This is a genomic window from Xanthobacter sediminis (assembly GCF_043195015.1).
Classification (GTDB): domain Bacteria; phylum Pseudomonadota; class Alphaproteobacteria; order Rhizobiales; family Xanthobacteraceae; genus Xanthobacter.
In genome coordinates, this window is sequence record NZ_JBAFWH010000015.1 from 38,144 (window position 1) to 62,926 (window position 24,783).

General features: G+C 71.9%; 18 protein-coding genes and 1 riboswitch. Of the genes, 10 read left to right on the top strand and 8 right to left on the bottom strand.

The features are described 5' to 3' along the window. The first annotated feature begins 6 nt into the window (after positions 1 to 6). Complete coding sequence (cobJ, locus tag V5F61_RS17315) at positions 7 to 777, top strand: precorrin-3B C(17)-methyltransferase (protein WP_393989234.1); 771 nt, start codon at positions 7 to 9, stop codon at positions 775 to 777. On the opposite strand, the gene V5F61_RS17320 is transcribed toward cobJ, so the two are convergent. Next, positions 750 to 1,505 carry a cobalt-precorrin-6A reductase gene (locus V5F61_RS17320; RefSeq protein ID WP_393989235.1) on the bottom strand — a complete coding sequence of 252 codons (756 nt, stop codon included), beginning with the start codon at positions 1,503 to 1,505 and terminating at the stop codon, positions 750 to 752. The two genes, cobJ and V5F61_RS17320, sit on opposite strands and share 28 nt — an antisense overlap. Here V5F61_RS17320 and cbiE point away from each other — a divergent pair. From cbiE to cobF, 5 genes are read left to right on the top strand one after another with little or no spacing between them, the layout of a single operon-like run. Then, entirely contained in the window at positions 1,504 to 2,703 is a 1,200-nt protein-coding gene (gene cbiE, locus V5F61_RS17325) for a precorrin-6y C5,15-methyltransferase (decarboxylating) subunit CbiE (RefSeq protein WP_393989236.1), read from the top strand. The genes V5F61_RS17320 and cbiE overlap by 2 nt on opposite strands. Positions 2,704 to 2,716: 13 nt before the next feature. Next, on the top strand, positions 2,717 to 3,511 hold the full coding sequence (gene cobM, locus V5F61_RS17330) for a precorrin-4 C(11)-methyltransferase (protein ID WP_393989237.1): 795 nt from the start codon (positions 2,717 to 2,719) through the stop codon (positions 3,509 to 3,511). Next, positions 3,504 to 4,847 (top strand): cobyrinate a,c-diamide synthase, encoded by a 1,344-nt coding sequence (locus tag V5F61_RS17335; RefSeq protein ID WP_393989238.1) that lies wholly within the window; start codon positions 3,504 to 3,506, stop codon positions 4,845 to 4,847. The genes cobM and V5F61_RS17335 overlap by 8 nt, the downstream gene beginning before the upstream one ends. Next, positions 4,844 to 5,578, top strand: a complete 735-nt coding sequence (cobA, locus tag V5F61_RS17340; protein ID WP_393989239.1) for a uroporphyrinogen-III C-methyltransferase — start codon at positions 4,844 to 4,846, stop codon at positions 5,576 to 5,578. Before V5F61_RS17335 ends, cobA begins: the two co-directional genes overlap by 4 nt. Further along, positions 5,571 to 6,305, top strand: coding sequence for a precorrin-6A synthase (deacetylating) (gene cobF, locus V5F61_RS17345; RefSeq protein WP_393989240.1), 735 nt, complete (start codon positions 5,571 to 5,573; stop codon positions 6,303 to 6,305). The genes cobA and cobF overlap by 8 nt, the downstream gene beginning before the upstream one ends. On the opposite strand, the gene V5F61_RS17350 is transcribed toward cobF, so the two are convergent. The 3 genes from V5F61_RS17350 to V5F61_RS17360 form a co-directional block, all read right to left on the bottom strand. Then, complete coding sequence (locus V5F61_RS17350) at positions 6,284 to 6,943, bottom strand: hypothetical protein (RefSeq protein ID WP_393989241.1); 660 nt, start codon at positions 6,941 to 6,943, stop codon at positions 6,284 to 6,286. The two genes, cobF and V5F61_RS17350, sit on opposite strands and share 22 nt — an antisense overlap. 241 nt (positions 6,944 to 7,184) lie before the next feature. Continuing rightward, a complete protein-coding gene (locus V5F61_RS17355) occupies positions 7,185 to 7,937 on the bottom strand; it encodes a CbtA family protein (RefSeq protein WP_393989242.1) in 753 nt (250 codons plus the stop codon). Between the two features lie 10 nt (positions 7,938 to 7,947). Then, positions 7,948 to 8,157, bottom strand: a complete 210-nt coding sequence (locus V5F61_RS17360; protein ID WP_393989243.1) for a CbtB domain-containing protein — start codon at positions 8,155 to 8,157, stop codon at positions 7,948 to 7,950. A 1-nt stretch (position 8,158) separates the two neighbouring features. After that, a riboswitch (adenosylcobalamin (AdoCbl) riboswitch) is annotated at positions 8,159 to 8,313 on the bottom strand. 66 nt (positions 8,314 to 8,379) lie between these two features. Here V5F61_RS17360 and V5F61_RS17365 point away from each other — a divergent pair. Further along, on the top strand, positions 8,380 to 8,955 hold the full coding sequence (locus tag V5F61_RS17365) for a histidine phosphatase family protein (protein WP_393989244.1): 576 nt from the start codon (positions 8,380 to 8,382) through the stop codon (positions 8,953 to 8,955). A gap of 111 nt (positions 8,956 to 9,066) precedes the next feature. Here the strand turns inward: V5F61_RS17365 and V5F61_RS17370 are convergent, their stop codons facing one another. The 3 genes from V5F61_RS17370 to V5F61_RS17380 form a co-directional block, all read right to left on the bottom strand. Then, positions 9,067 to 10,827 carry a methyl-accepting chemotaxis protein gene (locus V5F61_RS17370; protein WP_393989245.1) on the bottom strand — a complete coding sequence of 587 codons (1,761 nt, stop codon included), beginning with the start codon at positions 10,825 to 10,827 and terminating at the stop codon, positions 9,067 to 9,069. A gap of 222 nt (positions 10,828 to 11,049) precedes the next feature. Then, positions 11,050 to 12,519, bottom strand: coding sequence for a sensor histidine kinase (locus V5F61_RS17375; protein WP_393989246.1), 1,470 nt, complete (start codon positions 12,517 to 12,519; stop codon positions 11,050 to 11,052). Continuing rightward, complete coding sequence (locus V5F61_RS17380) at positions 12,512 to 13,189, bottom strand: response regulator transcription factor (protein WP_393989247.1); 678 nt, start codon at positions 13,187 to 13,189, stop codon at positions 12,512 to 12,514. The genes V5F61_RS17375 and V5F61_RS17380 overlap by 8 nt, the downstream gene beginning before the upstream one ends. 267 nt (positions 13,190 to 13,456) lie before the next feature. Between V5F61_RS17380 and V5F61_RS17385 the strand changes: the two genes are divergently transcribed. The 3 genes from V5F61_RS17385 (at position 13,457) to V5F61_RS17395 (ending at position 18,202) form a co-directional block, all read left to right on the top strand. Next, a complete protein-coding gene (locus V5F61_RS17385) occupies positions 13,457 to 14,662 on the top strand; it encodes an efflux RND transporter periplasmic adaptor subunit (RefSeq protein ID WP_393989248.1) in 1,206 nt (401 codons plus the stop codon). 10 nt (positions 14,663 to 14,672) lie between these two features. Then, positions 14,673 to 17,840, top strand: coding sequence for an efflux RND transporter permease subunit (locus V5F61_RS17390; protein WP_393989249.1), 3,168 nt, complete (start codon positions 14,673 to 14,675; stop codon positions 17,838 to 17,840). A gap of 95 nt (positions 17,841 to 17,935) precedes the next feature. Beyond that, positions 17,936 to 18,202, top strand: coding sequence for a hypothetical protein (locus V5F61_RS17395; protein WP_393989250.1), 267 nt, complete (start codon positions 17,936 to 17,938; stop codon positions 18,200 to 18,202). A 162-nt stretch (positions 18,203 to 18,364) separates the two neighbouring features. Here the strand turns inward: V5F61_RS17395 and V5F61_RS17400 are convergent, their stop codons facing one another. Continuing rightward, positions 18,365 to 24,574 (bottom strand): autotransporter domain-containing protein, encoded by a 6,210-nt coding sequence (locus V5F61_RS17400; RefSeq protein ID WP_393989251.1) that lies wholly within the window; start codon positions 24,572 to 24,574, stop codon positions 18,365 to 18,367. Positions 24,575 to 24,783 lie beyond the last annotated feature (209 nt).

Here is a 24,783-nt window from a genome sequence, read left to right on the forward strand (position 1 = left end):
GAGGCCATGGGCGGACCCGAACGCGCGGGCGGCTGGCTCGTCATCGCCGGGCTCGGCCCCGGCGATGAGGCCCTCGTCACCCCCGAGGTGACGGCGGCCTTGGACGCCGCGAGCGACATCGTGGGCTACATTCCCTATGTGCGACGCGTGGCGCCGCGCGCCGGGCTGCGCCTGCACGAGAGCGACAACCGCGTGGAGATCGAGCGCGCGCTCCATGCGCTGGCGCTCGCCGCCGCCGGGGGCCGCGTGGTGGTGGTCTCCTCGGGCGATCCCGGCGTGTTCGCCATGGCCTCGGCGGTGTTCGAGGCGCTGGAGCAGGGCGATCCGGCCTGGCGCGCGCTCGACATCCGCGTGCTGCCGGGCGTCACCGCCATGCTGGCCGCCGCCGCCCGCGCCGGCGCACCGCTGGGGCACGATTTCTGCGCCATCAACCTCTCCGACAATCTGAAGCCCTGGAGCCTGATCGAGCGGCGCCTGAGGCTGGCGGTGGAGGGCGATTTCGCGCTGGCGCTCTACAATCCGCGCTCCAAGGCCCGGCCCGAGGGCTTCGCGCGGGTGCTCGATGTGCTGCGCGCGGCCTGCGCGCCCGGCCGGCTCGTCATCTTCGCCCGCGCCGTCACCACGCCCGAGGAGGAGATCCGCGTCGTGCCCCTGGCGCAGGCGCGCCCGGAGATGGCGGACATGCGCACCGTGGTGCTGGTGGGCTCCTCCGCCACCCGGCTCATCGCGCGGGAGGGGCGCCCGCTGGTCTACACGCCGAGGGCGGTGCCGGCATGAGCGACCCAGTCGAGCACCGCCTCCACGCTTTCCGCCCGTGCCTGCGCCTGCTGCGGCGGGCGGTCGATCATGATGACCGGAAGCCCCAGCGCCCGCGCGGCGGCGATCTTCGCATAGGCGCCGGAGCCGCCGGAGTTCTTCGAGACCACGAGGTCGATACGGTGCGCCTCCATCAGCGCGCGGTCCGCCTCCGCGCTGAAGGGCCCGCGATCCACCACCACATGGTGGTCGGGGAAGGGGAAGGGCGCCTTGGGCGGCTCCACCAGCCGCAGCAGGTAGAAGTGCTGGGGATTGGGCGCGAACTCCTCAAGGTGCATGCGGCCGACGGCGAGCATCACCCGCGCGGAGGGCCGCGCCAGCGCCGCCACCGCGGCGGGAATGTCCGCCACGCGGAGCCAGCGGTCGCCCGCCACCGCGCTCCAGGGCGCGCGGGTGAGCACCACGAGCGGCACGCCCGCCTCGGCGCAGGCCGCCGCCGCATGGGCGCTCATCTGCGCGGCGAAGGGGTGGGTGGCATCCACCACATGGGTGATGCGGTGCGCGCGCAGATAGGCGACGAGCCCCTCCACCCCGCCGAAGCCGCCGACCCGCTGCGGCAGCGGCTGCGCGGGCAGGCGCTCCACCCGCCCGGCGAAAGAGACGGTGCCCGAAAGTCCCGCCCCGGCCACCGCGCGGGCGAGCGCCGCCGCCTCGGTCGTTCCGGCCAGGATCAGGAGGTTGGGACGCATGGCTGAGCTTCCTTGGCTGACGATCGTCGGGCTCGGCGAAAATGGACCGGAGGGGCTGCCGCCCGCAAGCCGCGCCGCGCTCGAAGCCGCCGAAGTGGTGATGGGACCCCCGCGCCACCTCGCCCTGCTGCCGGACCTGCGGGCCGAGCGCATCGTGTGGCCGGTGCCCTTCAATGACGGCCTGCCGCTGCTGCGCGGCCTGCGGGGGCGGATGGTGGCGGTGCTCGCCTCCGGCGATCCCTTCTGGTTCGGCGCCGGCAGCGTCATCGCCCGCGCGTTCGCCCCCGGCGAGTGGCGTGCTTTGCCGGGCCCCTCGGCCTTCTCCCTCGCCGCCGCCCGGCTCGGCTGGCCGCTGGAGCACACCGCCTGCCTGGGCCTTCACGCCGCGCCCCTCGCGCGGCTGCGCCCCCATCTCGCGCCCGGCGCGCGCGCCCTGGTGCTGCTGCGCGACGGCGCGGCGGTGAGCGAGCTTGCCGCCTACCTGCGCGCGCAGGGCTTCGGCGCCAGCCGCCTCAATGTGATGGAGGCGCTGGGCGGCCCGCGCGAGCGCCTGATCGAGGCCACCGCCGATGCCCTTCCCTCCGACGGCTTCGCGCACCCGGTCTGCGTCGGCGTGGAGGTGGCGGGCGCGGGCGCCGTCGTCACCCGTGCCTCCGGCATCGCGGACGACTTCTTCGACACTGACGGGCAGATCACCAAGCGCCCGGTGCGGGCGCTCACCCTCTCGGCGCTGGCGCCGCGGCCGGGCGAGCTGTTGTGGGACATCGGCTGCGGCTCCGGCTCCATCGCCATCGAATGGCTGCTGGGCCATCCGCGGATGGAGGCCATCGGCATCGAGGCGCAGCCCGCGCGCGCAGCCCGCATCCGCGCCAATGCCGCGCGGCTGGGGGTGGACCGGCTGCAGGTGGTGGAGGGTGCGGCGCCGGAGGCGCTGGAGGGCCTGCCCCTGCCCCAGGCGGTGTTCATCGGCGGCGGCCTGAGCGCGGCACTGCTGGCGGCGCTGGAGGCGCGCCTGCCGCCCGGCACGCGGCTCGTCGCCAATGCGGTGACGCTCGAATCCGAGGCGGTGCTGGCGCTGGCCCAGGCGCGCCTGGGTGGCGAGCTGCTGCGCATCGCGCTGGCCCAGGCCGCGCCGCTCGGCGACCGGCGCGGCTGGAAGGCCGCCTATCCCGTGGTGCAATGGCGGGTGGTGCTGTGAGGAGGCAGGCGCAATGAGCGTGCATTTCATCGGCGCCGGCCCCGGCGCGCCGGATCTTCTCACCCTGCGCGGGCGCGATCTCATCGCCGCCTGCCCGGTGTGCCTCTATGCCGGCTCGCTGGTGCCCGAGGCGGTGCTGGCCCATTGCCCGCCGGGCGCGCGGATCATCAACACCGCGCCCCTGGACCTCGACGCCATCGTGGCCGAGATGGCCCTCGCCCACGCGGCGGGCGAGGACGTGGCGCGGCTGCATTCGGGGGATCTTTCGGTGTGGTCCGCCATGGGCGAGCAGATCCGGCGGATCGAGGCGCTCGGTATTCCCTACACGGTGACGCCGGGGGTGCCCGCCTTCGCCGCCGCGGCCGCCGCGCTGGGGGCGGAGCTGACGCTGCCGGGACTCGCCCAGTCGGTGGTGCTCACGCGCACGCCCGGCCGCGCCTCCGCCATGCCGGCGGGCGAGACGCTGGCCGCCTTCGCCGCCACCGGCGCGACCCTCGCCATCCACCTCTCGATCCAGAACATCGCCCGCGTGGTGGCGGACCTCGTGCCCCATTACGGCGCCGATTGCCCGGTGGCCGTGGTCTACCGGGCGAGCTGGCCGGACCAGCGCATCATCCGCGCGACGCTCGCCACCATCGAGGGCGCGCTCGGCACCGATATCGCACGCACCGCGCTCATCCTGGTGGGGCCGGCGCTGGCCGCGCAGGGCTTCGCGGAAAGTCGGCTCTACGCGCCTGACTACGACCGCCGCTATCGCCCCCAATCCGCCGGCAGCGCCTGGGCCGAATGGACGCCGGACGATGAATGACACGCGCAGCCCGGGCTTTCCGCCCGGCCTCCTCGTCTCGGCGCCGTCATCCGGCACGGGCAAGACCACGGTGATGCTCGGCCTGCTGCGGGCGCTCGCGGAAGACGGGCTCACCGTGCAGCCCTTCAAATCGGGGCCCGACTATATCGATCCCGCCTTCCACCACGCCGCCTGCGGCCGCGCCTCCTTCAACCTCGACACCTGGGCCATGGACGGCGCGCTGCTCGGCGCCATAGCGGCCCGCGCGCAGGGGGCGGACCTGAGCCTCGCCGAGGGCTCCATGGGGCTGCACGACGCCGTCGCGACACGCGGCCTCACCGGCTTCGGGTCGAGCGCGGAAACGGCGCAGGCCATGGGCTGGCCGGTGATCCTGGTGCTGGACGTGGGCGGGCAGGCCCAGTCGGCCGCCGCCACGGCCCTTGGCTTCCGCGCCTATGCGCCAGAGCTGCCGTTCGCCGGGGTGATCCTGAACCGGGTGGCGAGCCCGCGCCACGAGCGCCTCGTGCGGCTCGGCATGGCGCGCGCCGGCATTCCCGTTCTGGGCGCCCTGCCCCGCCGGGGCGATCTCACCCTCCCCGAGCGGCATCTCGGCCTCATTCAGGCCGCCGAGCACCCCGACCTCGAAGCCGCCATCGCCCGCTACGCCGCCTTCCTGCGCGCCCATGCGGACCTTCCCGCCATCACGGCCGCCGCCCGCGCCGGCACGAGCCCGGCGCCCGGCGCCCCGGCCGGCCCCCTGCCCGCCCCGCCGGCCCAGCGCATCGCCCTGGCGCGGGACACCGCCTTCTCCTTCGCCTATCCGCATCTTCTGGAAGGATGGCGGGCCGCCGGCGCGGAGATCCTGCCCTTCTCGCCGCTCGCCGACGAGCCGCCCGATCCCACGGCGGACCTGGTGTGGCTGCCCGGCGGCTACCCCGAGCTTCACGCCGGGCGCATCGCCGCCGCCGCGCGCTTCCTGGAGGGGCTGCGCCGCCACGCGCGGACCCGGCCGGTTCACGGGGAGTGCGGCGGATACATGGTGCTCGGCGCCGCGCTCGTGGACCGGGAGGGCGCGAGCCACGCCATGGCGGGGCTGCTCGGGCTCGTCACCAGCTATGAGGCGCGCAGGCTTCATCTCGGCTACCGCCGGGCGGAGCTGCTGGCGCCAATGCCGGGGCTCGCGGCGGGCGCCGTTCTGCGCGGCCACGAGTTCCACTATTCGAGCATCCTCGCGCAGCCCGACGCGCCGCTCGCCCGTGTCGCGGATGCCGACGGCGCCACGGTGGCCGAGACCGGCTCGCGCCGCGGGGCCGTGAGCGGCACCTTCTTCCATTTGATCGCACAGGAGCGCCCGTGAGCGGCTTCGTCAGCTTCGTCGGCTCGGGCCCCGGTGACCCGGAGCTTCTCACCATCAAGGCCGCGGACCGCCTGAAGCGGGCGGACGCGGTGCTGTTCGACGACCTTTCGGCCGGGCCCATCCTCGCCTTCGCACGACCCGGCGCCGATCTGGTGGGGGTGGGCAAGCGCGCCGGGCGCCCCTCCCCCCGCCAGGACCACGTGAGCCGGCTTCTGGTGGATTATGCGCGGGCCGGCGGACGGGTGGTGCGGCTGAAATCCGGCGACGGGGGGCTGTTCGGCCGCCTGGAGGAGGAGCTGCTGGCGGTGCGGGCGGCCGGGATCGCCCACGAGATCGTGCCCGGCGTGCCCTCGCCCTGCGCGGCGGCCGCCGCCTGCGGCATTCCGCTGACGCGACGCCTCACCGCGCGGCGCGTGCAGTTCGTGACCGGGCACGACGCGGACGGCGGGCTGCCTGAAGATATCGATCTCGCCGCGCTGGCCGACCCCCGAGCCTGCACGGTGGTGTTCATGGGCCAGCGCACCTTCCCGGCCCTCGCCGCCGCGCTCCTGGCGCGCGGCCTGCCGGCCGACACCCCCGCTTTGCTGGCGGAAGCGGTGGGCACGCCGGAGCAGGCGCTCCAGCGCCTCACCGTCGCCACCCTGGCGGAGCGCCTTGCCGGCGCGGTGAGCCCCCGGCCGGCGCTCATCGTCTACGGCCCGCTCGCGGAACTGGGGGTGGGCTTTGACTGAGCTTTGGCTGGTCGGCATCGGCACCGGCAACCCGGACCACGTCACGCGCGAGGCCCAAAGGGCCCTACGCGACGCGGCTCTGATCCTCGTGCCCCGCAAGGGGCCGGACAAGGCCGACCTCGCGGACCTGCGCCGCGCCATCCTCAAGGATTGCGGCAGCACGGCGCCGGTGGCGGAGTTCGACATGCCCGTCCGCGACGAGAGCCTGCCCTATCTGGAGCGCGTCCGGCGCTGGCATGACGAGATCGCCGCCATATGGGCGCGTGCCATCGCCCAGGCGCGGCCCGAGGGCCCCGTGGCGCTGATGGTGTGGGGCGATCCGGGGCTCTACGACAGCACGTTGCGCATCGCATCGCGGCTCGATCCGCGCCCCCGCATCAAGGTGGTGCCGGGCATCTCGGCATTGCAGGCCCTCACGGCCGCACACGCCATCCCCTTCAACACCGTCAACGGCCCGGTCACCGTGACCACCGGCCGCCGCCTGCGCGATTTCGGCTGGCCGCAGGGCGCGGACACCATCGTGGTGATGCTGGACGGCGAATGCAGCTTCCAGGGGCTTGAGCCGGAGGGCCTCCACGTCTGGTGGGGCGCCTTCCTCGGCATGCCCGAGCAGGTTTTGGAGGCGGGCCCGCTGGCGCAGGCGGGCCCCCGCATCCTCGCCGCCCGCGCCGCTGCCCGCGCGCGGCACGGCTGGATCATGGATACCTATCTGCTGCGGCGCGGGTGAGCGCCCGGCCGGCGGAACAGCGCCGCCCCGGCAGCGCCCAGCGCCACCACCACCCCGCCGGCCGCAAGCAGGCTCGGCGGATGGCGGGCGATGTCCCGCCATTCCGGCATGATGACCTCGGCCGTGTTGAAGCTCTCGCTGCTGAACTGACAGATGACGTTGAAGGCGGCGTTACGCTCCAGCTCCCGCGTCATCTCCTGGTCGAGCTTCAGGGCCGCATCCTGCCGGCCCGGCATGTCCCGCATGTGCACGAGCAACGCGCGCAGCGCCGAAAGATAGGCGTGCATGCAGGCGTTGAAGGGGCTGTCCTCGTCGGCCACGCTGCCGGGCATCAGGCCCCACAGGCAATAGGTGCGCTGGAGCGCGGCGAAGTTCGCGAGCCGCCGGAAGGTGGGATCGGTCCGCATCTGGCTCTGCGCCGCGGCGCGGATGGCCGGCGCATAGCCCGCGATCACAGCCATCTCGCCATGGGTGAGGCCGGCGATCTCGAGCCCGCTCCGCTCGCCCTGCACCGTCTGCCGGTGGGCGTTGGCCGGAAGCGGCGCCAGCAGCGCCAGCCATGCCGGCACGAGCAACGCCAGCCGCCAGACGCACGCGCCGGAACGCCTTCCGCCCGCATCGGCTTCACTCTTCTTCATGCCGGGAGACGTCCAATCTCGCTTGAAGGGATCGAGAACGCGAGGGAGCCCATGCGGGCCACGGCCAGGACCCCGGGGGATGAATCATTTCCACCCGTGTGAAGGCCCGCACGTGCGCTGCGTGGATGGGGCGCGGCTTGCCGGGTTTGCACCAGAAGCGGGCACCAGCTCACGGCGATCGCGCAGGCCGTGAGCCGATAGTCCGCGGGCGGAGCCTCAACCTCCCCCAACCAGGAACACGCTATCGCGCGCCCGCCACGGGGGTGAGCCGCGCGGAGCCCGAGCCGGCATGAGCGAGGGTGCGTTCCGCCACGTACCCGAACAGCAGGCCCAGCGTCGTCCATATGATCGCCTGGAGGCCCAGGGAGGCGAGGCGGAACTGCCACAGCAGCGTGGCGGGGAACTGCTCGGGCACCTCGTTGACCGACGGCAGCGCGGCCTGGAGGAGCACCACGAGCAGCGCATAGGCGGCGACCCCGGCGAGCACGGCGTTCCAGGCGCCGAGCCCGGCGCGCAGCCGGCGGACGAGCGCCACCGAGGCGGAAGCGGCGACCAGCGAAGCCACCAGCATGGCGAAGTAGAGCTGGGTCCTGAGGCCGATGGTTTCCGGGTCGCCCACCGCCGGCGGATTGGGCGGATATTTCAGCCCCGGCACCAACACCAGCACGACGAAGCCGCCCAGCGCCAGAAGGCCCGCGGTCGCCCGCGGCGACAGGGTCGTCAGCCGGCCCTGGGAAAAGGCGAAGACCAGCGCGAACAGGCCGCCCAGGGCGGCGGAGAAGGTGACGACGCCCGTGAACAGGCCGACGCCGGCCTGCACTTCGCGGCTCACGAGCTCCGGCTCGGGCGCTTCGCCCTTCGCCTGGCCCGCGGCTTCCTCCAGTGCGATGGCGTGCGCCACCGGGGGTTCCCCGAACACCCGCGCGAACCCGAACGCGAGAAGTCCCGCGACCACGCCGACAAGCATGCCGCGCAGCAGGAGATTTCCGACCATGACGCGCTCCTCAGTGGCAGGGAAAGCCGAGGAGATGGCGCCCGTCGTGCACGAATTCGTGCACGTAGGACCCGGAAATGAGGGATGTGGCTCCCTCCTCCGCGCCGACGAAATAGATGGCGAGCAGGAGGATGAGACCAGCGAACACCGCCCACGGCAGGATCTCGCTCACCGGGATGGGAGCGGGGTGGACGGCAGGCTTCAGGACAAGATCAGACATGGCGCACTCCGGGGATGACGCGTCCCGCTGGGTGAATATGGTCGAGTGCGGATCAGATCTGACTTTCGGGACGACAATGAAGGCCCCGATCTACAGTGGCGCGACCGTGCCGGAATTTCACCGGCTTCCAATCGGCATTCGACGGCCCAAGCTAGGCGCCGGCACACCCGCGTGTCAACGGAATGTGGCATCGCGATGCCACGCCGTGGCATTTTGCATGGCATGCTACGCCTCACGCTCCTCAGCCACGCCCCCACCGCGGCCATGCGCCGGGCCGTCTTTCCGGCGGACGAGCCGGCAGAATCACAGACCCTGGCCGGCCTCGCGGGGCTGGCGGCGTGCCTGCCCCGCCACGACCGCGCGTTTACGAGCCCGGCCCTGCGCGCCCGGCAGACCACGGAGGCCCTTGGGATCGAGGCCGGGGCGGAGCCCGCCCTCGCGGATCTCGATCACGGCCCGTGGGCGGGGCACGGCATCGCCGACATCGCGGCATCCGAGCCTAAGGCCTTTGAAGCGTTCATGCGGGACGACATCCGCCCGCCCCAAGGCGGCGAGACCGTGGCGGCCCTCAAGGCGCGCCTCGCCGCATGGATGGAGCGCCAGAGCGGCGGGCGCGGGCACACGGTGGCGGTGACCCACGCGGCCGTGATCCGGTGCGCCGTCCTCCTCGCCCTGGAAGCGCCTGCCGCCGCCTTCTGGCGGATCGACGTGGAGCCGCTGAGCCTGACCGACCTGCGCTTCGACGGGCGGCGCTGGGCCTTGCGATCGCTCAACCGGAACCTCACGCGGGAGGCGTAGCGGCGCAGTCCGACGACACGACGCACCCTATTGCCGGAGCGGACCCGCCCCGCCGGGCGCCGACGCACGCCTGAGCGCGGCAGGATACGCGCGCGAGGCCCCCTTCTGCGGTCAGAGCTTGTAGGAGGTGCGGAACGCCCCCCAGTGGCGACCGGCGACGAAGATGGGCGCATCCACCTCGCGCATCATCACCACCTCGCCGCCCATCTGCCGGGCATAGACCTGCACCAGATAGGGCTTGGTGTTGCGCGCGGCCAGGAGGCCGGCGCGATCATCGAAGATGCGGCGGTTGCGGCTGTTGGCATTGTTCCACACAGGGTCGCCCGGCCGCTGCGGCTTGGAATAGCGGGCATTGTGCACCGGCAGATAGCCGTTGATGTCCACCGCCACGCAGAAGGCCAAGCTGCGGTCCTCTTCCACCATCGCCTCGATCAGCGTGGGCAGCAGTCGTTCGAGCAGCGGGAGGGAGGCGGTCTCCACCTGCTGGGGGTCGGAGCCCGGTACCGGCCGGTATTGGGTGTCGAACAGCTCCGGCTGCGAGATCAGCCTGTTCCGCAAGGCCTCCTCAAGGACGAGGCGCACCTTTTCGGCTCCCGCGCTGGCGCGGGCAATGGCGGGCGCCGCCTCCCTGGCGAGAGCAGCGAGGCGCGCCTTGACGGCCTCGTTCTCGCAATCATCGAAGGCCACATGGCAGCCGAGCGCGCTGATGCCCACCACCCGGCCGGCGAGAAGCCCCATGCCGCCCAGTTCCAGCCGCACCGGCGCGCCCACCACCGGCGCCGGAGAGAGCGCGGCGAGCAGCACCCCGCCCTGCGACAGGTCCAGCGTCTTCACGCTCTGGCTGGAGCCGGCGAAGCTGGCGCGGCCGTGGATCTCCACCGGCCAGCGCTCGAACCGGCGGCGATCGCCCATGGCGGTCTGCCGCAGCACGCTGAGGAGATGGCGGGCCATCTCCCGCACGCCGTCGGCCACCTGCGCGGTGCTGCGCTCGATCTCGGCGCCGGTTTCTGCGGCGGCGCCGGTGGCAGCGCTGATGGAAAGGGCACGCGACGCCACCGTCTCGGCAAAGCGCTCCACCCCCTCGGCGCTGCGGTGGATGTCGTCCATGGTGTCCGCCTGCCCGGCGACGGCATCGGCCACGCGGGCCGCCACCGGGCTGATCTCGGCGATGGTGGTGCCGATCCGGCCGATGGCCTGATCGCTGGCCTTCGCCGCGAGGGCGAGGCGCTCGATCTTCTGGGAGATGTCCTGCGTCGCCTTCTGGGTCTGGCCGGCCAGCGACTTCACCTCGTTCGCCACCACCGCGAAGCCCGCCCCCGCCGATCCCGCCCGCGCGGCCTCGATGGAGGCGTTCAGGGCCAGAAGATTGGTCTGGCGCGCGATGTCGGCGATCAGCGCGACGATGGCCTGGATCTGCGTGATGGCGCCGTGCAGTTCCTGGGTCGCGGCGATCACGTCGCGGCTCGCGGCCTCGGCCTCCCCCGCGAGGCGCCCGGAAACCTGGGCCTGACGGCCGATTTCCAGGGTCGTCTCCGCAAAGGCGCCGATGGCGCGGGCGAGCCCGGCGGCATTCTCCTTGGCGGAGGCGGTCTCGGCCGTCATCTCCTCGGCATCACCGCGGATACGCTCCATGTCGCGCACGCCCGCGGCGGCGCTGGCCCGCATGGCGCCACCCGCGCTCGCCAGCCGGGACTCCGCGCGGCGGATGTCGGCCTCCAGCAGGACGATCAAGTCGGCATCGGCAGCGGGCGCCGCCGTCTCGGCAGCGGCCGCCGGCTGGCCCTGGCTGTCCTGCAACCCCGCAACGCCCGGTTGCGGCGAGACGATGGCGGCGTCGATCCTGGCCGAGCTCCTGCCCGAAAATCCCCACATGGCGTGCTCCCATCCCTGAGCGAACGAAACCACGCGGCGGACCTGCGCGACCCGCCCGGGCACGTTCCCCGCCCGCCGGCCTCTCTTGCGGATGCCGTGGGGGCGTTGCGCCAGCTCGCGCGAACTGGCGTTGCCTTAGCCTAGCCATCTCCCGAGACGGGTTTCAAGTTGGCCTTAGGATCAAGAAATCTCCAAAACGGAAGTAACGAGCCGCCCCGAACCTCATGGCAGCCGATGCGGCTGCAACGACGCAAGCGCCTCCGCCGAAACGGCCCCGCCCTGCGCGGAGCCCGCCGCGCCGCTCGGACGAGGCGAGCCGTCGAGGTCCCCGGCGGAGGAACGCCGGCAGACAAGCTCGAAGCGGCATCCCCCGCCCGGCGCCTCGGCGACGCCGACGGTGAAGCCATGGAGCCCGGCGATGGCGGCGACGATGCTGAGGCCCAGCCCGTTTCCATCACTGTGGCGCTCGGGTGCCGAGCGGTAGAAGCGCTTGAAGACCTCCGCGCGTTCTGCAGGGGGGATGCCCGGCCCGGTGTCCTCCACGAAGACCACCGGCGCGCCATCGCGCATGCCGAGGCCCAGCCGGACCGTCCCGCCCGCAGGCGTGAACTTCACCGCATTGTCCACGAGGTTGGCCACGGCCTCGAACATGAGGTCGCAATCGCCGGTGATCTCCGCGTCCCCGTCCGCCATGTCCAGCGTGAGGCGGATCGCCTTCTCCTCGGCCGTGGGCTCATAGAGCTCCGCCACCTCGCGCAGCACCGGCGCGAGATCGAACGGGTGGAAGGCGGCCCGGCGGCGCTCGTGCTCGATCTCGCCGATGCGCAGCACGGCGGTGATGAGCGACAGGGTCTGGTCGAGCCAGACCAGCGCCTGGTCGATGGCCTGCTGGAACTCCTCGACGCTGCGCGCGCCGTCGCGGCTGCGCTCCAGGCGCGCGCGCAGGCGGGTGAGCGGCGTGCGCAGGTCGTGGGCGATGCTGTCGCCGACACCGCGCACCTCGTCCATCAGCCGCTCGATCTCCGCCAGCAGGGCGTTGACGCCGGCGGAGAGGCGGTCGAACTCGTCGCCGGTGCCGTTCACCGGCAGGCGATGGCGCAGATCGCCGCGCATGAGCTTGGCGAGCACCGCTTCCACCTTCCCCACCCGCCTGCGCGCCTGGGCCGCGAGGAAGACGCCGCCGACCACCGAGAGCAGCAGCATGGGCCCCATGGCCAGCGCCAGCGCCCGCAACATGACGCCCCGGCCGCGCTGGACCTCGTCCAGGTCATGGGAAACCACGATCCGCCGCCCGTCATCGAGGCGCACGGCCACCGCCCTCAGTTCCTCGGAAATGTCCTGCCCGCCGAGCTGCACCGTCATCTGGACGCGGCGCGCGGTCCCGTCGGCGGGCAGCTCCGGCGGGAAATAGCCGAGGTTGCCGGCCAGGGGGGCGCCCTCGGCCGAGAACAGGCCGGCGAAGCGCACGCTGTGCAAATCCTCCTGCAGCCACATCTGCAGGCGGTGGGCGGCCTCGGCCGGCACCGCCGCGGCGAACCCCGCCTCGTGCAGCACGAGGTGGTCGAGCCGCTCGCGGGCGAAGGTCACCGTCTGCCAGTAGACGAACGCCAGCAGCACCAGCGACAGCAGGCTGGACCAGGCGGCGATGGCGAAGGCCCAGCGGAATGCGGTGGTCTTCAGGAGCCTACGCATCGGGCTGGAACACGAAGCCGACGCCACGGACATTCTCGATCAGGCTCGGCTCGCCGGGCGCATCGAGCTTGTGGCGCAGGCGGCCGATGTGCACATCCACCAGATTGGACTTGGGCACGAAATTGTACTTCCACACATCCTGGAACAGCATCGCCCGCGTGATGGTCTGGCCCGGACGGCGCATGAGATATTCGAGCAGCCTGAACTCGCGGGGCAGCAGGTCGATCTCCCGCTCGCCGCGCCGTGCGGTGGTGGAGATCAGGTCGAGCTCCAGGGAGCCGACCCGCAGCAAGGTCTCCTTCGGCTCCGCCGGCCGCCGCAGGAGGGCCTCGATGCGCGCCGCCAGCTCGGCGAAGGCGAAAGGCTTGACGAGATAGTCATCGCCCCCGGCCCGCAGGCCGCGAATGCGCTCGTCCACGCTGCTGAGCGCGCTCAGCACCAATGCCGGGGTGCGCACGCCCTCGCTCCTCAGCTCCTGGAGCACGCTCAGCCCGTCCCGCCCCGGCAACAGCCGGTCAGTGACGAGGATGTCCCAGGCGCGCTCCCGCGCGAGGTCGAGGCCGGAGGGGCCGGTCGCGGCCCAATGCACCTCGTGCCCGCGCCCGCGCAGGTCGCCGACCACTTCCTCGGCGGTCTCGCGGTCATCCTCGATCAGCAGCACCTTCGCCATCACGCGCGTCCCTCGCCGGGTTTTCCCGCCCATTCGCCCGGCCCACGCAAGCACTCATAGCGCATTCCCGCGGACGATAACTCTAAACTCGAATTTAATGGCTTCGCCGCGCGCCATGGCTTCTAACCCACGGATGTAGACGGCTGGCAGAGGTGAATCTCTGCATGACGCAAGACCATCTCATCACAGATGGTGACTACACCGACTGCACGCAAGCTTTCATACGCCACTTACCACCATACATCTGCGCTCCTTGGACACATGGGCATGAAAAACATCATTCGTGGCATCCTCGGCGTCATCGCCGTGGCTATGCTCGGCATGGCTGCCTCCCGTTACATGCCGCTCACGGCAGCGGAAGCACCGGCCGAGCAGATCACGGCCACGCCCGTGCCCGACCCCGGCCTCGTGACCCTCGACGCTGAGACCCGCCGCGACCTCGGTATCGTCACCGCTCCAGCGGAAGCGCGCGAGATCCGCAAGATCGTCCGCACGCCTGGCACGGTGGCCTTCGACGAGCGGCGCGTCGCCCGCGTGAAGGCGCGCACCCAGGGCCGCGTGCTCTCCCTGGCCGTGCGCCCCGGAGACGCCGTGAGCGCGGGCGCCGTGCTCGCGACCCTCGACGCGAGCGGGGTTCTGGACGCACGCAACGGCCTTGCCGCCGCGCGGGCCGCGCTGGCCGAGGCGCAGGTGGCCGAGAAGATCGCCGAGACCGCGCTGGACCGCGGCAACGTCCTCATCCAGAGCGGGCGCGTGGCCCAGATCGACCTGGAGCGGCGGCAGGTGGACGCGGCCAAGGCCCGCGCCGCCGTGCAGTCGGCCAAGGCACAGGTGGACCTTTACGCCGCCCAGTACCAGCGGCTGGCACCGCCGCCGGGCGAGGAACCGGGCACCAGCGCCATCGTCTCGCCCATCTCCGGCGTGGTGGTGGATCTCGGCGTGACCCTCGGCGACGTGGTGGACGCCACCCGCGACGCGCTGACCGTGGCCGACCCCTCCCAGGTGCTGGTGAAGGCCAATCTGTTCGGCGACGACATCTCCATCGTCAAGGCGGGCGACCCGGCGGTGGTGGCGGCGCCCGGCGTGCTGGACGACAGCTACGCGGGGCGCGTCGCCTCCGTGAACCCCGCCCTCGACATGGCCACCAACACCGCCCTCGCCCGCGTCGAGATCGGCAATGCCGGCGGGGCGCTGAAGGCCAACATGTACGTCACCGTCGAGATCACCGCCGACCTCGGCCGGAGCGGCGTCACCGTGCCCGCCGGCGCCGTCCAGCAGAGCGAGGAGGGGCCCATCGTCTTCGTGGAGCGGGCCGACGGCGCGTTCGAGCGGCGGGCGGTGAAGCTCGGCCTCCAGCGCACCGACTGGGTGGAGGTGCGCGAGGGCGTCGCCGCGGGCGAGATCGTCGCCGCCGAGGGCTCCTTCGCCCTCAAGGCCGTGCTGCTGCGCGCCCTCCTGGGCTCCGGCGAGTGAGGAGGCACCCATGAAGGCCTGGTTCTCCCTTCTCATCGCCCGCCGCCGGCTGATCCTGGTGCTGGTGCTCGCCGGCGCGCTGGCCGGGCTCGTCAGCCTCAGGGCACTTTCCGTGGATGCGGTGCCGGACATCTCGCCCAAGCAGGTGATGATCCTCACCCAGTCTCCCGGCCTCGGCCCGCTGGAAGTGGAGCGGCTCGTGACGTTCCCGGTGGAAAATGCGCTCGCCGGGGCGCCGGGGCTCGAAAGCGTGCGCTCGGTCTCGCGCTTCGGCGTGTCGGCGGTCTATGCCACCTTCGAGGACGGGGTGCCGCTCGCCCAGGCGCGCGACGACGTGTTCCAGCGCCTCACCCAGGCCAAGGCGATGATGCCGCCCGGCGTGGGCGAGCCGCAGATGGGGCCCATGGCCACCGGCCTCGGCGAGGTCTACCAGTTCGAGGTGCGCGGGCCCGGCCATTCGCCCATGGCGCTGCGGCGCCTGCTGCAATGGACCATCGCGCCGCGCCTGCGCCTCACGCCCGGCGTCGCCGACGTGAACATCTACGGCGGCGAGATGCCCACCTACGAGGTGCGCGTCTCCTCGGACGCGCTGCGCCGCTACGGCGTCACCATGGCCCAGCTCTTCACCGCGCTGGAGCAGAACAATTCCGCCCGCGGCGGCGCCTACCTCAGCCACAACGACCAGCAGGAGGTCATCCGCGGCCTCGGCCTCGTGCGGACCATGGGCGACATCGCCGACATCGTGGTCGCCACCGGCGAGGGCGGCGTGCCGATCACGGTCCGCACCCTGGGCGAGGTGGTGGAGGCGCCCAAGGTGCGCCTCGGCGCCGTCACCCACGACGCGGCCGGGGAGACCGTGGTGGGCGTGGCGATGATGCAGTACGGCGCCAACGCCAGCGCCGTGGTGGGCGCCATCAAGGCCACCGTCGCGGAGCTCGAGGCCCAGCTCCCGCCGGGGGTGGAGATCCGCCCCTTCTACGACCGCAGCACCCTGGTGGAGCGCACCATCACCACGGTGACGCACAATCTGATCGAGGGCGCGGTGCTGGTCATCGTGGTGCTGCTGCTGATCCTCGGCAACCTCAGGGCGGGGCTCATCGTGGCCGCCGCCATTCCGCTGTCCATGCTCATCGCCTTCGCCGGCATGCGGGCCCTGGGCCTTTCCGGCAACCTCATGAGCCTCGGCGCCATCGACTTCGGCCTGATCGTCGACGGCGCGGTGGTGATGATCGAGAACGTCATGCGCCGCCGCGCCGAGGAGCCGGGCCGCAACGCCTACGAAGTCATCCGCGACGCCACCGCCGAGGTGGCCAAGCCCATCGCGTTCGCGGTGGCCATCATCATCGTCGTCTACGTGCCCATCCTGTCGCTGGACGGGGTGGCCGGCAAGATGTTCCGCCCCATGGCCATCACCGTCATCCTGGCGCTCGCCGGATCGCTGGTGCTGACCATGACGGTGATCCCCGCCCTCGCCGCTTTGTTCCTCGCCCGCGGCCGGATCTCGGAGCACGAGACGCGCCTCGTGCGGGCGGCGCGCTGGCTCTACACCCCCACGCTCGAGCGCGCGACCCGCCATCCGGCGATGACGGTGGCGCTCACCCTCGTGGTGTTCGGCGCCAGCGTGTTCCTCGCCAGCCGCCTCGGCGGCGAGTTCCTGCCCAAGCTCTCGGAAGGCTCCATCGTCATCACCTCGGAGAAGCTGCCGGGCATCAATCTGGAAGCCTCCGTACGCACGGTGAACCGCATGGAGCAGGTGCTGAAGGAGTTTCCCGAGGTCAAGCGCGTGGTGTCCCTCACCGGCAGTGCCGAGATCCCCACCGATCCCATGGGGGTCGAGGCCACCGACAGCTTCATCACCCTCACCGACCCCGCCACCTGGACCACGGCGCACACTCCGGACGCGCTGGTGGCCGCCATCGACGAACGCCTGCGGGCCAAGGTGCCCGGCGTCGCCTTCAGCTTCTCCCAGCCGATCCAGATGCGCATGGACGATCTCCTGGAAGGCATTCGCGGCGACGTGGCCATCAGCCTCTATGGCGACGACCTCAAGCTGCTGCGGGAGAAGGCCGACGAGATCGTGCGGGTGGTGTCGGGCGTCGAGGGGGCGGCGGATGTGAAGGCGGAATCCCAGGCCGGGCAGCCCTCCTTCTCCATCGCCATCGACCGCGCCATGGCCGCGCGCTACGGCATCAACGTCTCCGAGGTGCTCGACGTGGTCGAGAGCATCGGCGGGCGCACCGCCGGCATGGTCTATGGCGACGACAATTCCATCACCGACATCGTGGTGCGCGTGCCGCCCGAGGACCGCAGCGATGCCGAGCGCCTGCGCAACCTGCCGGTGGGCCGCTCGGGCCGCGCCATGGTGCCGCTCTCCCGCGTCGCCTCGGTGGAGGTGGCCTCCGGGCCGGCCCAGGTGAGCCGCGACCGCCTGCAGCGGCGCATCTCGGTACAGGCCAACGTGCGCGGCCGCGACGTGCAGAGCTTCGTGGCGGAGGCGGAAGCCGCCGTCGCCGCCAAGGTGAAGCTGCCGCCGCGCTACTCCATGGTCTGGAGCGGCCAGTTCCAGAACATGCAGGATGCGACCGCCCGGCTCGCCATCGTGGTGCCGGCGGCCATGGCAGCCATAGCGGTGGCGCTGGTGGTGATGTTCGGCGATGCGCGGGTTGCCGCCCTCATCTTCCTCAACGTGCCGGTGGCGGCCACCGGCGGCATCATCGCGCTCTACCTGCGCGACATGCCTTTCTCCATCTCCGCCGCCATCGGCTTCATCGCCACCTTCGGCATCGCCATCCTGAACGGCGTGGTGCTGATGAGCTATGTGCGCGACGAGGAGGCGCACGGCCTCTCGCCCCGCGCCGCCGCGCAGAAGGCCGCCGCCATGCGCCTGCGCCCAGTGCTGATGACGGCGCTGGTGGCGAGCCTCGGCTTCCTGCCCATGGCGGTCTCCACCAGCGCCGGGGCGGAGGTGCAGCGCCCGCTCGCCACCGTGGTCATCGGCGGGCTGGTCTCGGCCACCCTGCTCACCCTGGTGGTGCTGCCGGTCATCTATCCCTACGTCGCGACCTTCGATTTCCGCCGCCCGTGGGCGCGCCAGCCGCGCCGGCGGCGCGTGCCCGGCGCGGAGCACGCGCCGGCCGCCCCCAACATCCAGGCGCGCATCGGCAAAGGCGCCGCCTGATCGCCCGCCGGAACGACCGGCGGCTTCCCCGCGCCGGCCCGGCCGATAGCGCCGCGCCGTGGGCATTTCATTCCATCACATTGAGGAACGAGACGATGAAGTCATCCCTGCACAGACACTGGATCGCATCCACCGGCGCGGCCTTCGCCGCCGCCGCGCTGCTGGCCCTGCCGCTCGCCGACACCGCCAGCGCGCTCGACCCGCGCCCGACCACCCAGAAGGCGCGGGCGCGGCATGATTTCAGGGACGTCCAGCTCGGCCTCTGCCATCCCGCGGATGGAACGGGCAGCTCGAAATCCACGAAATGCACGGAGGCGCGCGAGCAGGAAAGCCAGCCGAAGCAGGTCACCGAGGAAAAATAGAGCAGCTCTCCGGCCCGGAGGCGTCCGCCGCAGCCGGCGTGACCCGGAAGATGCCTCAGGCGGCCGCGTCTCCTCAGCCTTTCGGCGCGCTCACCGCCGAAACCCGAGCCCGCCCGAGGCGCGAGGAGACGGGGCCGGCGCGATCGCGGCCCCGCCGGGGAATCAGAACCTCACCGCGAGCTGCGCGGTGAAGGCATTCTGCGCGGACGAGGCGGCGAACTGGCCCGTGTAGGCCACCGACAGGCTCGCCGTGTCGGAGAGGTCATAGGCCAGGCCCGCGTCCACCAGCAGCGCATCCTCCGCGATCGGAACGCCCGAGACGGAGAATGGCGTCGCCCCTCCGAGGAAGCGCATGATCGCGGCCGGCGTGGTATCGCCGAAGGCATGCTGCCAGCCCAGCGTCACGCTCGGCGTCAGGGTGCGCCCCAGCAGCGCGGTGGAGAACGCCGCCCGCATGCCGAGCGTGCCGTAGAGCGTGTCCATGGAACCGCTCTCCACCGCCAGCGCGCCGCTGCGGAGCGCCTCCGAGAACGAGGCCCCGCCCACATTCACATAGGCGAGGGCCGCGAACGGCTCGAAGGTGGCGGCGCCCGCCGGCAGGCCATAGGCCACCTCGCCGAACAACTGGGTGGTGCCGAGGGAATAGCCGCCCTCGGTGCTCTGGTAGAGGCCGGGAACGGAGATCTGGCGGCTCGCGGAAACGTCGTGCCAGCCGTAGGCGAAGCCGGCCCGCAGCGCGAGCGCGTCGAAGCGGACCCCGGCATAGGCGCCCAGGTCGTAATTGTCGCTGTTGCCGTTGGAGGCGCGGGCGTTCACATCGAAGCTCGACCGGCTGTAGCCGCCGAACAGGCCGGCCCAGGCATTGGGCGCCAGCGCCACGTCCGCGCCGATGAGGAAGCCGCCGAGGCTGTTGGAGACCGTGGCCGCGTTGCCGTTGCCAAAGCTGTTGCCCCAGCCGCCATAGCCATGCGCCCACAGGGTCACGTCGAGGTCCCGGCTCAGCCGCGCGGTGGCAGGGCCGGCGGCCTCGGCCGCGCGCGCCAGCGCATCCGCGCCCGCCGCGGCCTGCCGCAGCCGCGCGTTCACCGCCTGGCGCACATAGATGGCCTCCTGCTGGAGCACCGTGCCGACAGAGGCGTAGATCTCGCCCGAAAGCGCGTTGAACGCCGGGGCGACCGCCCCTTCGGGCAGGGACAGGATGGTGTCGTACACGAGGTTGCCACCGCCCAGCGCCTGCGCGGCCAGGGCCACGGCCGCCTGATTCTGCGTCCGCGCGTAGGTGATGAAATCGACCCCGTTGTAGATCAGGGACAGATAAACATTCTGGGCGTCGTAGGTCAGGGTGGGGGCGAGGAAGACATAGTCCGATGTCGCGCCGCCGAAGGTTCCGTTCACCGTGCCCGATGTGGTCAGGATCGGGATCGAGCTCGATCCGGGATAGCGCCCGGCCGTCGCGTTCACCGCGACAGTCGCGCCGCTGGAGATGGTGACGTCGCCGGCCGCGACGATGAGGTCGTGCGCGCCGGCGGGGGTGACGTCCACCTGGTAGACGGAGCCAGCGTTGAAAGCCACCGCGCCGCTGACGGTCAGCGTTCCCGGCGAGTAGCCCGGCGCGACCGTGCCGCCGGCATTGACCGTCAGCGCGCCGATGGTGGCCGTTCCGCCCAGGCTTCCGCCCGCGTTCACGGTGAAGGGCGAGGCCGTGACGGTGCCGGGCACGAGCTTCACCGTCGCGTCGTTCACCGCCACCGGCCCCTGGTAGGGCGCCGAGAAGGTGACCGTGCCGCCGCCGGTGAAGGCCACGTCGCCGCCGCCGGTGATGGAACCGGTGAAGGTGTAATTGTCCGAGCGGTTGAATACGAGCGCGCCGTTGTTCACGACGTCGCCGACGATCGAGCCCGAGGCGCCGCCGTTGCCGATCTGCAGCGTGCCGGCGGAAATGGTGGTGCCGCCCGTGTAGGTGTTGCTCCCGGTCAGCACCAGCGTGCCGGCGCCTGCCTTGGTGAGCCCGCCCGCGCCCGACACGACACCCGAAAGCGTGAGCGCCTGCGCGCCGTCGACCTGGAACGTGCCGCCTCCCGTGCCGCCGGCCGGCGAGAGCGTGACGTTGCCGCCGAAGGCGAAGGTGCCGCCGGCGCTCATGACGGCGCTTCCCTGGAGGCCCAGCGTGCCCGCGCCGAGCGCCGCCGCCGAGAATGCCCGCACCGTGCCGGACACCACCTGCAACCCGCCGGAGAACGTGCTCGCGCCGCGGAGAGTGAGCGTGCCCGCACCCTGCTGGATCACGCTTCCGGAGCCGGAGATCGCGCCCGCGAAGGTGACATCGTCCGAGCGGTCGAAGACCAGCGTTCCGGTGTTCGCCACGTCGCCGGCGATGGCGCCGGAGACGCCGCCGTTGCCGATCTGCAGCGTGCCGGAGGTGATGACGGTGCCGCCGGTGTAGGTGTTGCTTCCGGTCAGCACCAGCGTGCCGACGCCAGCCTTCCGGAGCAGGCCGGTGCCCGAGATCACGCCCGAGTAGGCGATGTCGTCCGCGCGGTTGAACGCCAGGGCCGCATTGTCGGTGATGTTGCCCGCGATCGAGCCGGAGGTGCCCCCGTTGCCGATCTGCAGCGTACCGCCCGAGATGGTGGTGCCGCCGGTATAGCTGCTGGCGCCGGTGAGGATGGTGGTGCCGCTGCCCGCCTGGATGAGGGAACCGCCACCGCTGACCTCGGACGCGAACACATAGGCCGCATCGGTATGGTTGAACACCAGCGCGCCGGTGCCCGGGCCGAACACCACCCGCGCCGCATCTACCCCGCCGGCCGCCGCTGCGGCCGCGCCGGGCGCGGCGCCGATGGCCAGCACGCCGGAGCCCTGCGCGCTGTAGGCGATGCGCACCTCGTTGTCGGCCTTCAGGGTCGCGCCATCGGCCACTACCACCAGGGCGGAGCCATTGTAGCCCACATAGAGGTTGCCGACAGTCGGGGCCGGGGCGATGGCGGCGTTGGCCTTGGCCCACACCAGCGATCCAGCGCCGGTCAGCAGCAGGGTGCCCACCGAGGATGGGTCCATGCCGACGCCGACGGCTCCCGCCGTCGCCGTGGCGCCGGCGGAGACCGTGAGCGCGCCGTTGCCGTTCACCGGGTTGGCATCGTAGGTGCCGTTCTGGCCACCCACATAGAGGCGCTCCTCGGCGTTCAGCGTCGTGCTCCGGCCGGTCAGCGTCATGGTCGCGAGCGCGCCGCCGTCGCCGCCCACATAGGCGCCGTTGGCATAGAGGCTGGCGCCGCCGGAAACGGTGATGGCGCCGCCGTTGGCATAGAGCCAGTTGTGCCCGTTCGGCGCGGCGGGGTCGCCGATCTCCGCGCGCGTGCCCGCACCCGAGACGCTCAGCGCGCCGCCGGCCCCCATGAAGAGGCCGCCGGTGCGCAGCTGGAGGCTCGCGCCGTCGCTGACGGTGAGCGTGCCGGACTGCCCCGCGGATGTGGACAGGTAGACGCCCCAGTCGCCGTTCAGCCACGTGGAGCCGGCCCCGGTGACGGTCACCGCGCTGGTGCCGGACGCGCTGCCGATGGTGGCGCCGCGGGTGGAGAGAAGCCCCCCGCCGCTCACCTCCACCGTGCCGCCCGCCACTGTCAGGTCCATGGCCGAAGGACCGCCGGTGGGCAGGATTGAGCCGGTGACCACCAGCTTTCCGCCCGTCACGCGGGTGGCGCCCGAATAGGTGCTGGCGCCGGTGAGGATGGTCGTACCGCTCAGCACGTCGATGTCGCCGGTGCCGGAAATGGCGGCATCGAGCACATAGCCGGTGTCGGTATGGTTGAGGACGATCCTGCCGTTGCCGTCCAGGAAAAGGATCTCATCCGCCGCCACGGCGCCGGCCGCCACCGCCGACTGCCCCGCGGCGGCGCCGATATTGAGCGTGCCGTTCACGCCGCTGAAATAGGCGATCTTGATGATCTCGGCGCTCACCTGCGCGCCGTTGGAGACGGTGAGCGTGCCGTCGCCGCCGGTGCCGATGTAGAGGTTGCTGGTGGTGGTGATGGACGATCCCGTCCCGCTCACCGTGACGGCACCCGTGGACCCGGTGTCGTTGCCGACATAGAGGCGATAGGCCTCGACCGCGCCGCCATCGGTGACGGTGAGGCTGCCGTCGCCGAGCAGGCCGATGTTCATGTAGCCCGAATAGCCGGTGCCGTCGCCCACCGCCGCCCACTTCGAGCCGGCGCCGGTCACGGTCATGGTCCCCGAGGCGCCGTTCTGGTCGCCCAGCGTGCCCGTGGCGGCGCTCAGCCGGCCGCCGGCGCTCAGGGTCACGTTCGCCGTGGTGCCGCTCTCGTAGCCGGCAATGAAGGCACCGCTGAGAGTCCACGCCGAGCCGCCGCCGGAGATGGAGACCGTGCCTTGGGCGCCGCTGACCGTGCCGACATAGGCGTCCGTGCTGGTGACGACGCCGCCGTCGAGAATGGAAAGGTGGCCGGCGCCCAGGTTGCCCACATAGAGTTCGGCCGTGTTGGTCCAGGTGCTGCCCGGCCCGGTGACGGTCGCGCTGCCGTCCCCGGTCGCGTTCCAGCCCAGCACCGCGCCGGGCGAGGTCACACTCGCGCCGTTGCGGATGGTCAGGGTGCCGGTGCCGTCCACGCCGACGCCGATGCGGTTGGCGCCCACGGTCCAGGCGGAGGTCGCGCCATCCACGATGGCCGCGCCGCTCGTCCCCGCCGCCACGCCGATGGTCACGCCGAGGGAGGAGAGCTGGCCGCCGGAGGCCAGAACCAGCGTGCCCGCCTTCACGCTCACGGTGCCGGTGAGGCTGGAGCCGCCGCCCGTGAGCGTCCATTGGCCGGTGCCGGACTTCTCGAGGTCGGCGAAGCCCTGGTAGGCCCCGCCCGCGCCGACATCGGCGAGTGAGAGCGTGCCGCTGCCCGTGCCCGTCAGCTCCAGCGTGTTGCCGGAGCTGGCGTTGACCACCCGGCCGACGATGCTGGACGTATCGGCCAGCACGAGGCGGTTGCTGCCGCTGCCCATGCTGATCGCCGTGCCGGCGGCGGAGCCGGCGGAGATGGTGCCGCTGTTGAAGATGGTGGTGTTGCCATTGCCCGTCTGCACGGCGGTGGAGCCGGTGGTGACGAGGCTGCCGGTGTTGACCAGCGCATTGGTGGTGCCGTCGAGGGACACCGCCAGATCGGCGGCGTTCACCGTGCCGGAATTGGTGACGGAGATGGCGCCGTTGATGGTCGCGACGGTCGCGCCGGTGACGCCGCTCGCGAGGCCGCTGTTGGCGACGATGCCGGTCGAGGCGGTGATCAGGCCGGCATTGATGATGGTGACGTCGCCCTGGGGCGTCTCGGCCCGGATGCCGCTATCGCGCGTGGCTTCGACCGTGCCCGTGATGGTGTTGGTGATCGCGATGTCGCCCGTGGTGTAGGCGGAACCGCGCAGGCCGTTGTAGCCCTGCGGGGCTTTGATGGCCGCATGGGCAGCATCGAGCGCCGGATCGCCCTCGGCGGTGACGGAACCGCTGTTGGTCACCGTGGCCGTGCCGGTCTCGGTCGACGCATATATCGCGTTGTCATTGCCGGAGGTGACGGTGCCCGAATTGGTGATGGTGGCGTCGCCATTGTTCGACCAGGCGACCAAGCCCTGCTGCAGGGTGGCGTTGACGATGCCCGCATTGTCGATGGTGGCGAGGCCGAGATAATCGATGACCCGGATGCCGGCCGTATAGGCGCTGACGGTGCCCGTGGCCGTGTTGGTCACCGAAACCGTCGCCGCGGTGGTCCCATCGTGGTTGCCGTCAGCATAGATGCCGCGATTGTTGGTGGCGGTGACCGTCCCGCTGTTGGTGATGGTCACGGCGCCGAGGTTGGTCACGCCGGAGAGAGTGTCCGCAGCGTTGCCCGGGGTCGAGGCCGTGCTTTGCAGCGTGCCGGCGTTGTCGATGATGACCGTGCCGGCATTGTCGTTGCGCACCCAGACGGCGCCATATCCACCGACCGAGGTGACGCTCACGCCGCTCTCGATGTTCGCCACCGAGTTCATGGTGACGCCCGGCGCCGGCGCCTGCTGCATGGTCACCCCGGTATATGCGGGATTGTTGATGACTGTGCCGCCGGTGAGGTTGAGCGTCTGGTCGTAGGTGCCGGGGAGGGCCGGAGGGACATAGGCGACATAACCGGTCGTCACCCCATCCACCGTCAGCGCCCCGGTTCCCGGCAGCACGAGCACGCTGACGTAATCCGCGCCGCAGTGCGAGAGCGCGGTGACGCCCTCGACCGTGCACCCGGCGGACGCCGGCTGGACGCCGAAAAGACCCGCCACGAGAAGGGGCAATGCGCCCGCTGCGCCGCGCGGCAGCAGATCGCGCGCCGGCACGAGAGCGGACGTCATGAGGAGCCGCCAGCGACTGGAGGGACGCACGCTCCGTGCCGCGCCCCGCGTCAGCTTCCGATCCGCCTGCCCGTCCCCGAATGTCGCCCGCCCCATCATCCGCCCCTTTGAAAGCCTGGATCGGCCGTCTGCGCGGTGTTGAGAAACCGCCCCGTCGTTTGCCAGCTACCTTCGATTTTCTAGAAGGCGACCTGCCGCTAGGCAACGCG

Coding starts and splice junctions, on each gene's coding strand:
- cobJ (WP_393989234.1), top strand. CDS start 7: ATGGGCGGACCCGAACGCGCGGGCGGCTGGCTCGTCATCGCCGGGCTC.
- V5F61_RS17385 (WP_393989248.1), top strand. CDS start 13,457: ATGAAAAACATCATTCGTGGCATCCTCGGCGTCATCGCCGTGGCTATG.
- cobM (WP_393989237.1), top strand. CDS start 2,717: ATGAGCGTGCATTTCATCGGCGCCGGCCCCGGCGCGCCGGATCTTCTC.
- V5F61_RS17390 (WP_393989249.1), top strand. CDS start 14,673: ATGAAGGCCTGGTTCTCCCTTCTCATCGCCCGCCGCCGGCTGATCCTG.
- V5F61_RS17395 (WP_393989250.1), top strand. CDS start 17,936: ATGAAGTCATCCCTGCACAGACACTGGATCGCATCCACCGGCGCGGCC.
- V5F61_RS17320 (WP_393989235.1), bottom strand. CDS start 1,505: ATGCGTCCCAACCTCCTGATCCTGGCCGGAACGACCGAGGCGGCGGCG.
- cbiE (WP_393989236.1), top strand. CDS start 1,504: ATGGCTGAGCTTCCTTGGCTGACGATCGTCGGGCTCGGCGAAAATGGA.
- V5F61_RS17400 (WP_393989251.1), bottom strand. CDS start 24,574: ATGACGTCCGCTCTCGTGCCGGCGCGCGATCTGCTGCCGCGCGGCGCA.
- V5F61_RS17375 (WP_393989246.1), bottom strand. CDS start 12,519: ATGCGTAGGCTCCTGAAGACCACCGCATTCCGCTGGGCCTTCGCCATC.
- V5F61_RS17350 (WP_393989241.1), bottom strand. CDS start 6,943: ATGAAGAAGAGTGAAGCCGATGCGGGCGGAAGGCGTTCCGGCGCGTGC.
- V5F61_RS17380 (WP_393989247.1), bottom strand. CDS start 13,189: ATGGCGAAGGTGCTGCTGATCGAGGATGACCGCGAGACCGCCGAGGAA.
- V5F61_RS17355 (WP_393989242.1), bottom strand. CDS start 7,937: ATGGTCGGAAATCTCCTGCTGCGCGGCATGCTTGTCGGCGTGGTCGCG.
- V5F61_RS17335 (WP_393989238.1), top strand. CDS start 3,504: ATGAATGACACGCGCAGCCCGGGCTTTCCGCCCGGCCTCCTCGTCTCG.
- V5F61_RS17360 (WP_393989243.1), bottom strand. CDS start 8,157: ATGTCTGATCTTGTCCTGAAGCCTGCCGTCCACCCCGCTCCCATCCCG.
- V5F61_RS17370 (WP_393989245.1), bottom strand. CDS start 10,827: ATGTGGGGATTTTCGGGCAGGAGCTCGGCCAGGATCGACGCCGCCATC.
- V5F61_RS17365 (WP_393989244.1), top strand. CDS start 8,380: ATGCTACGCCTCACGCTCCTCAGCCACGCCCCCACCGCGGCCATGCGC.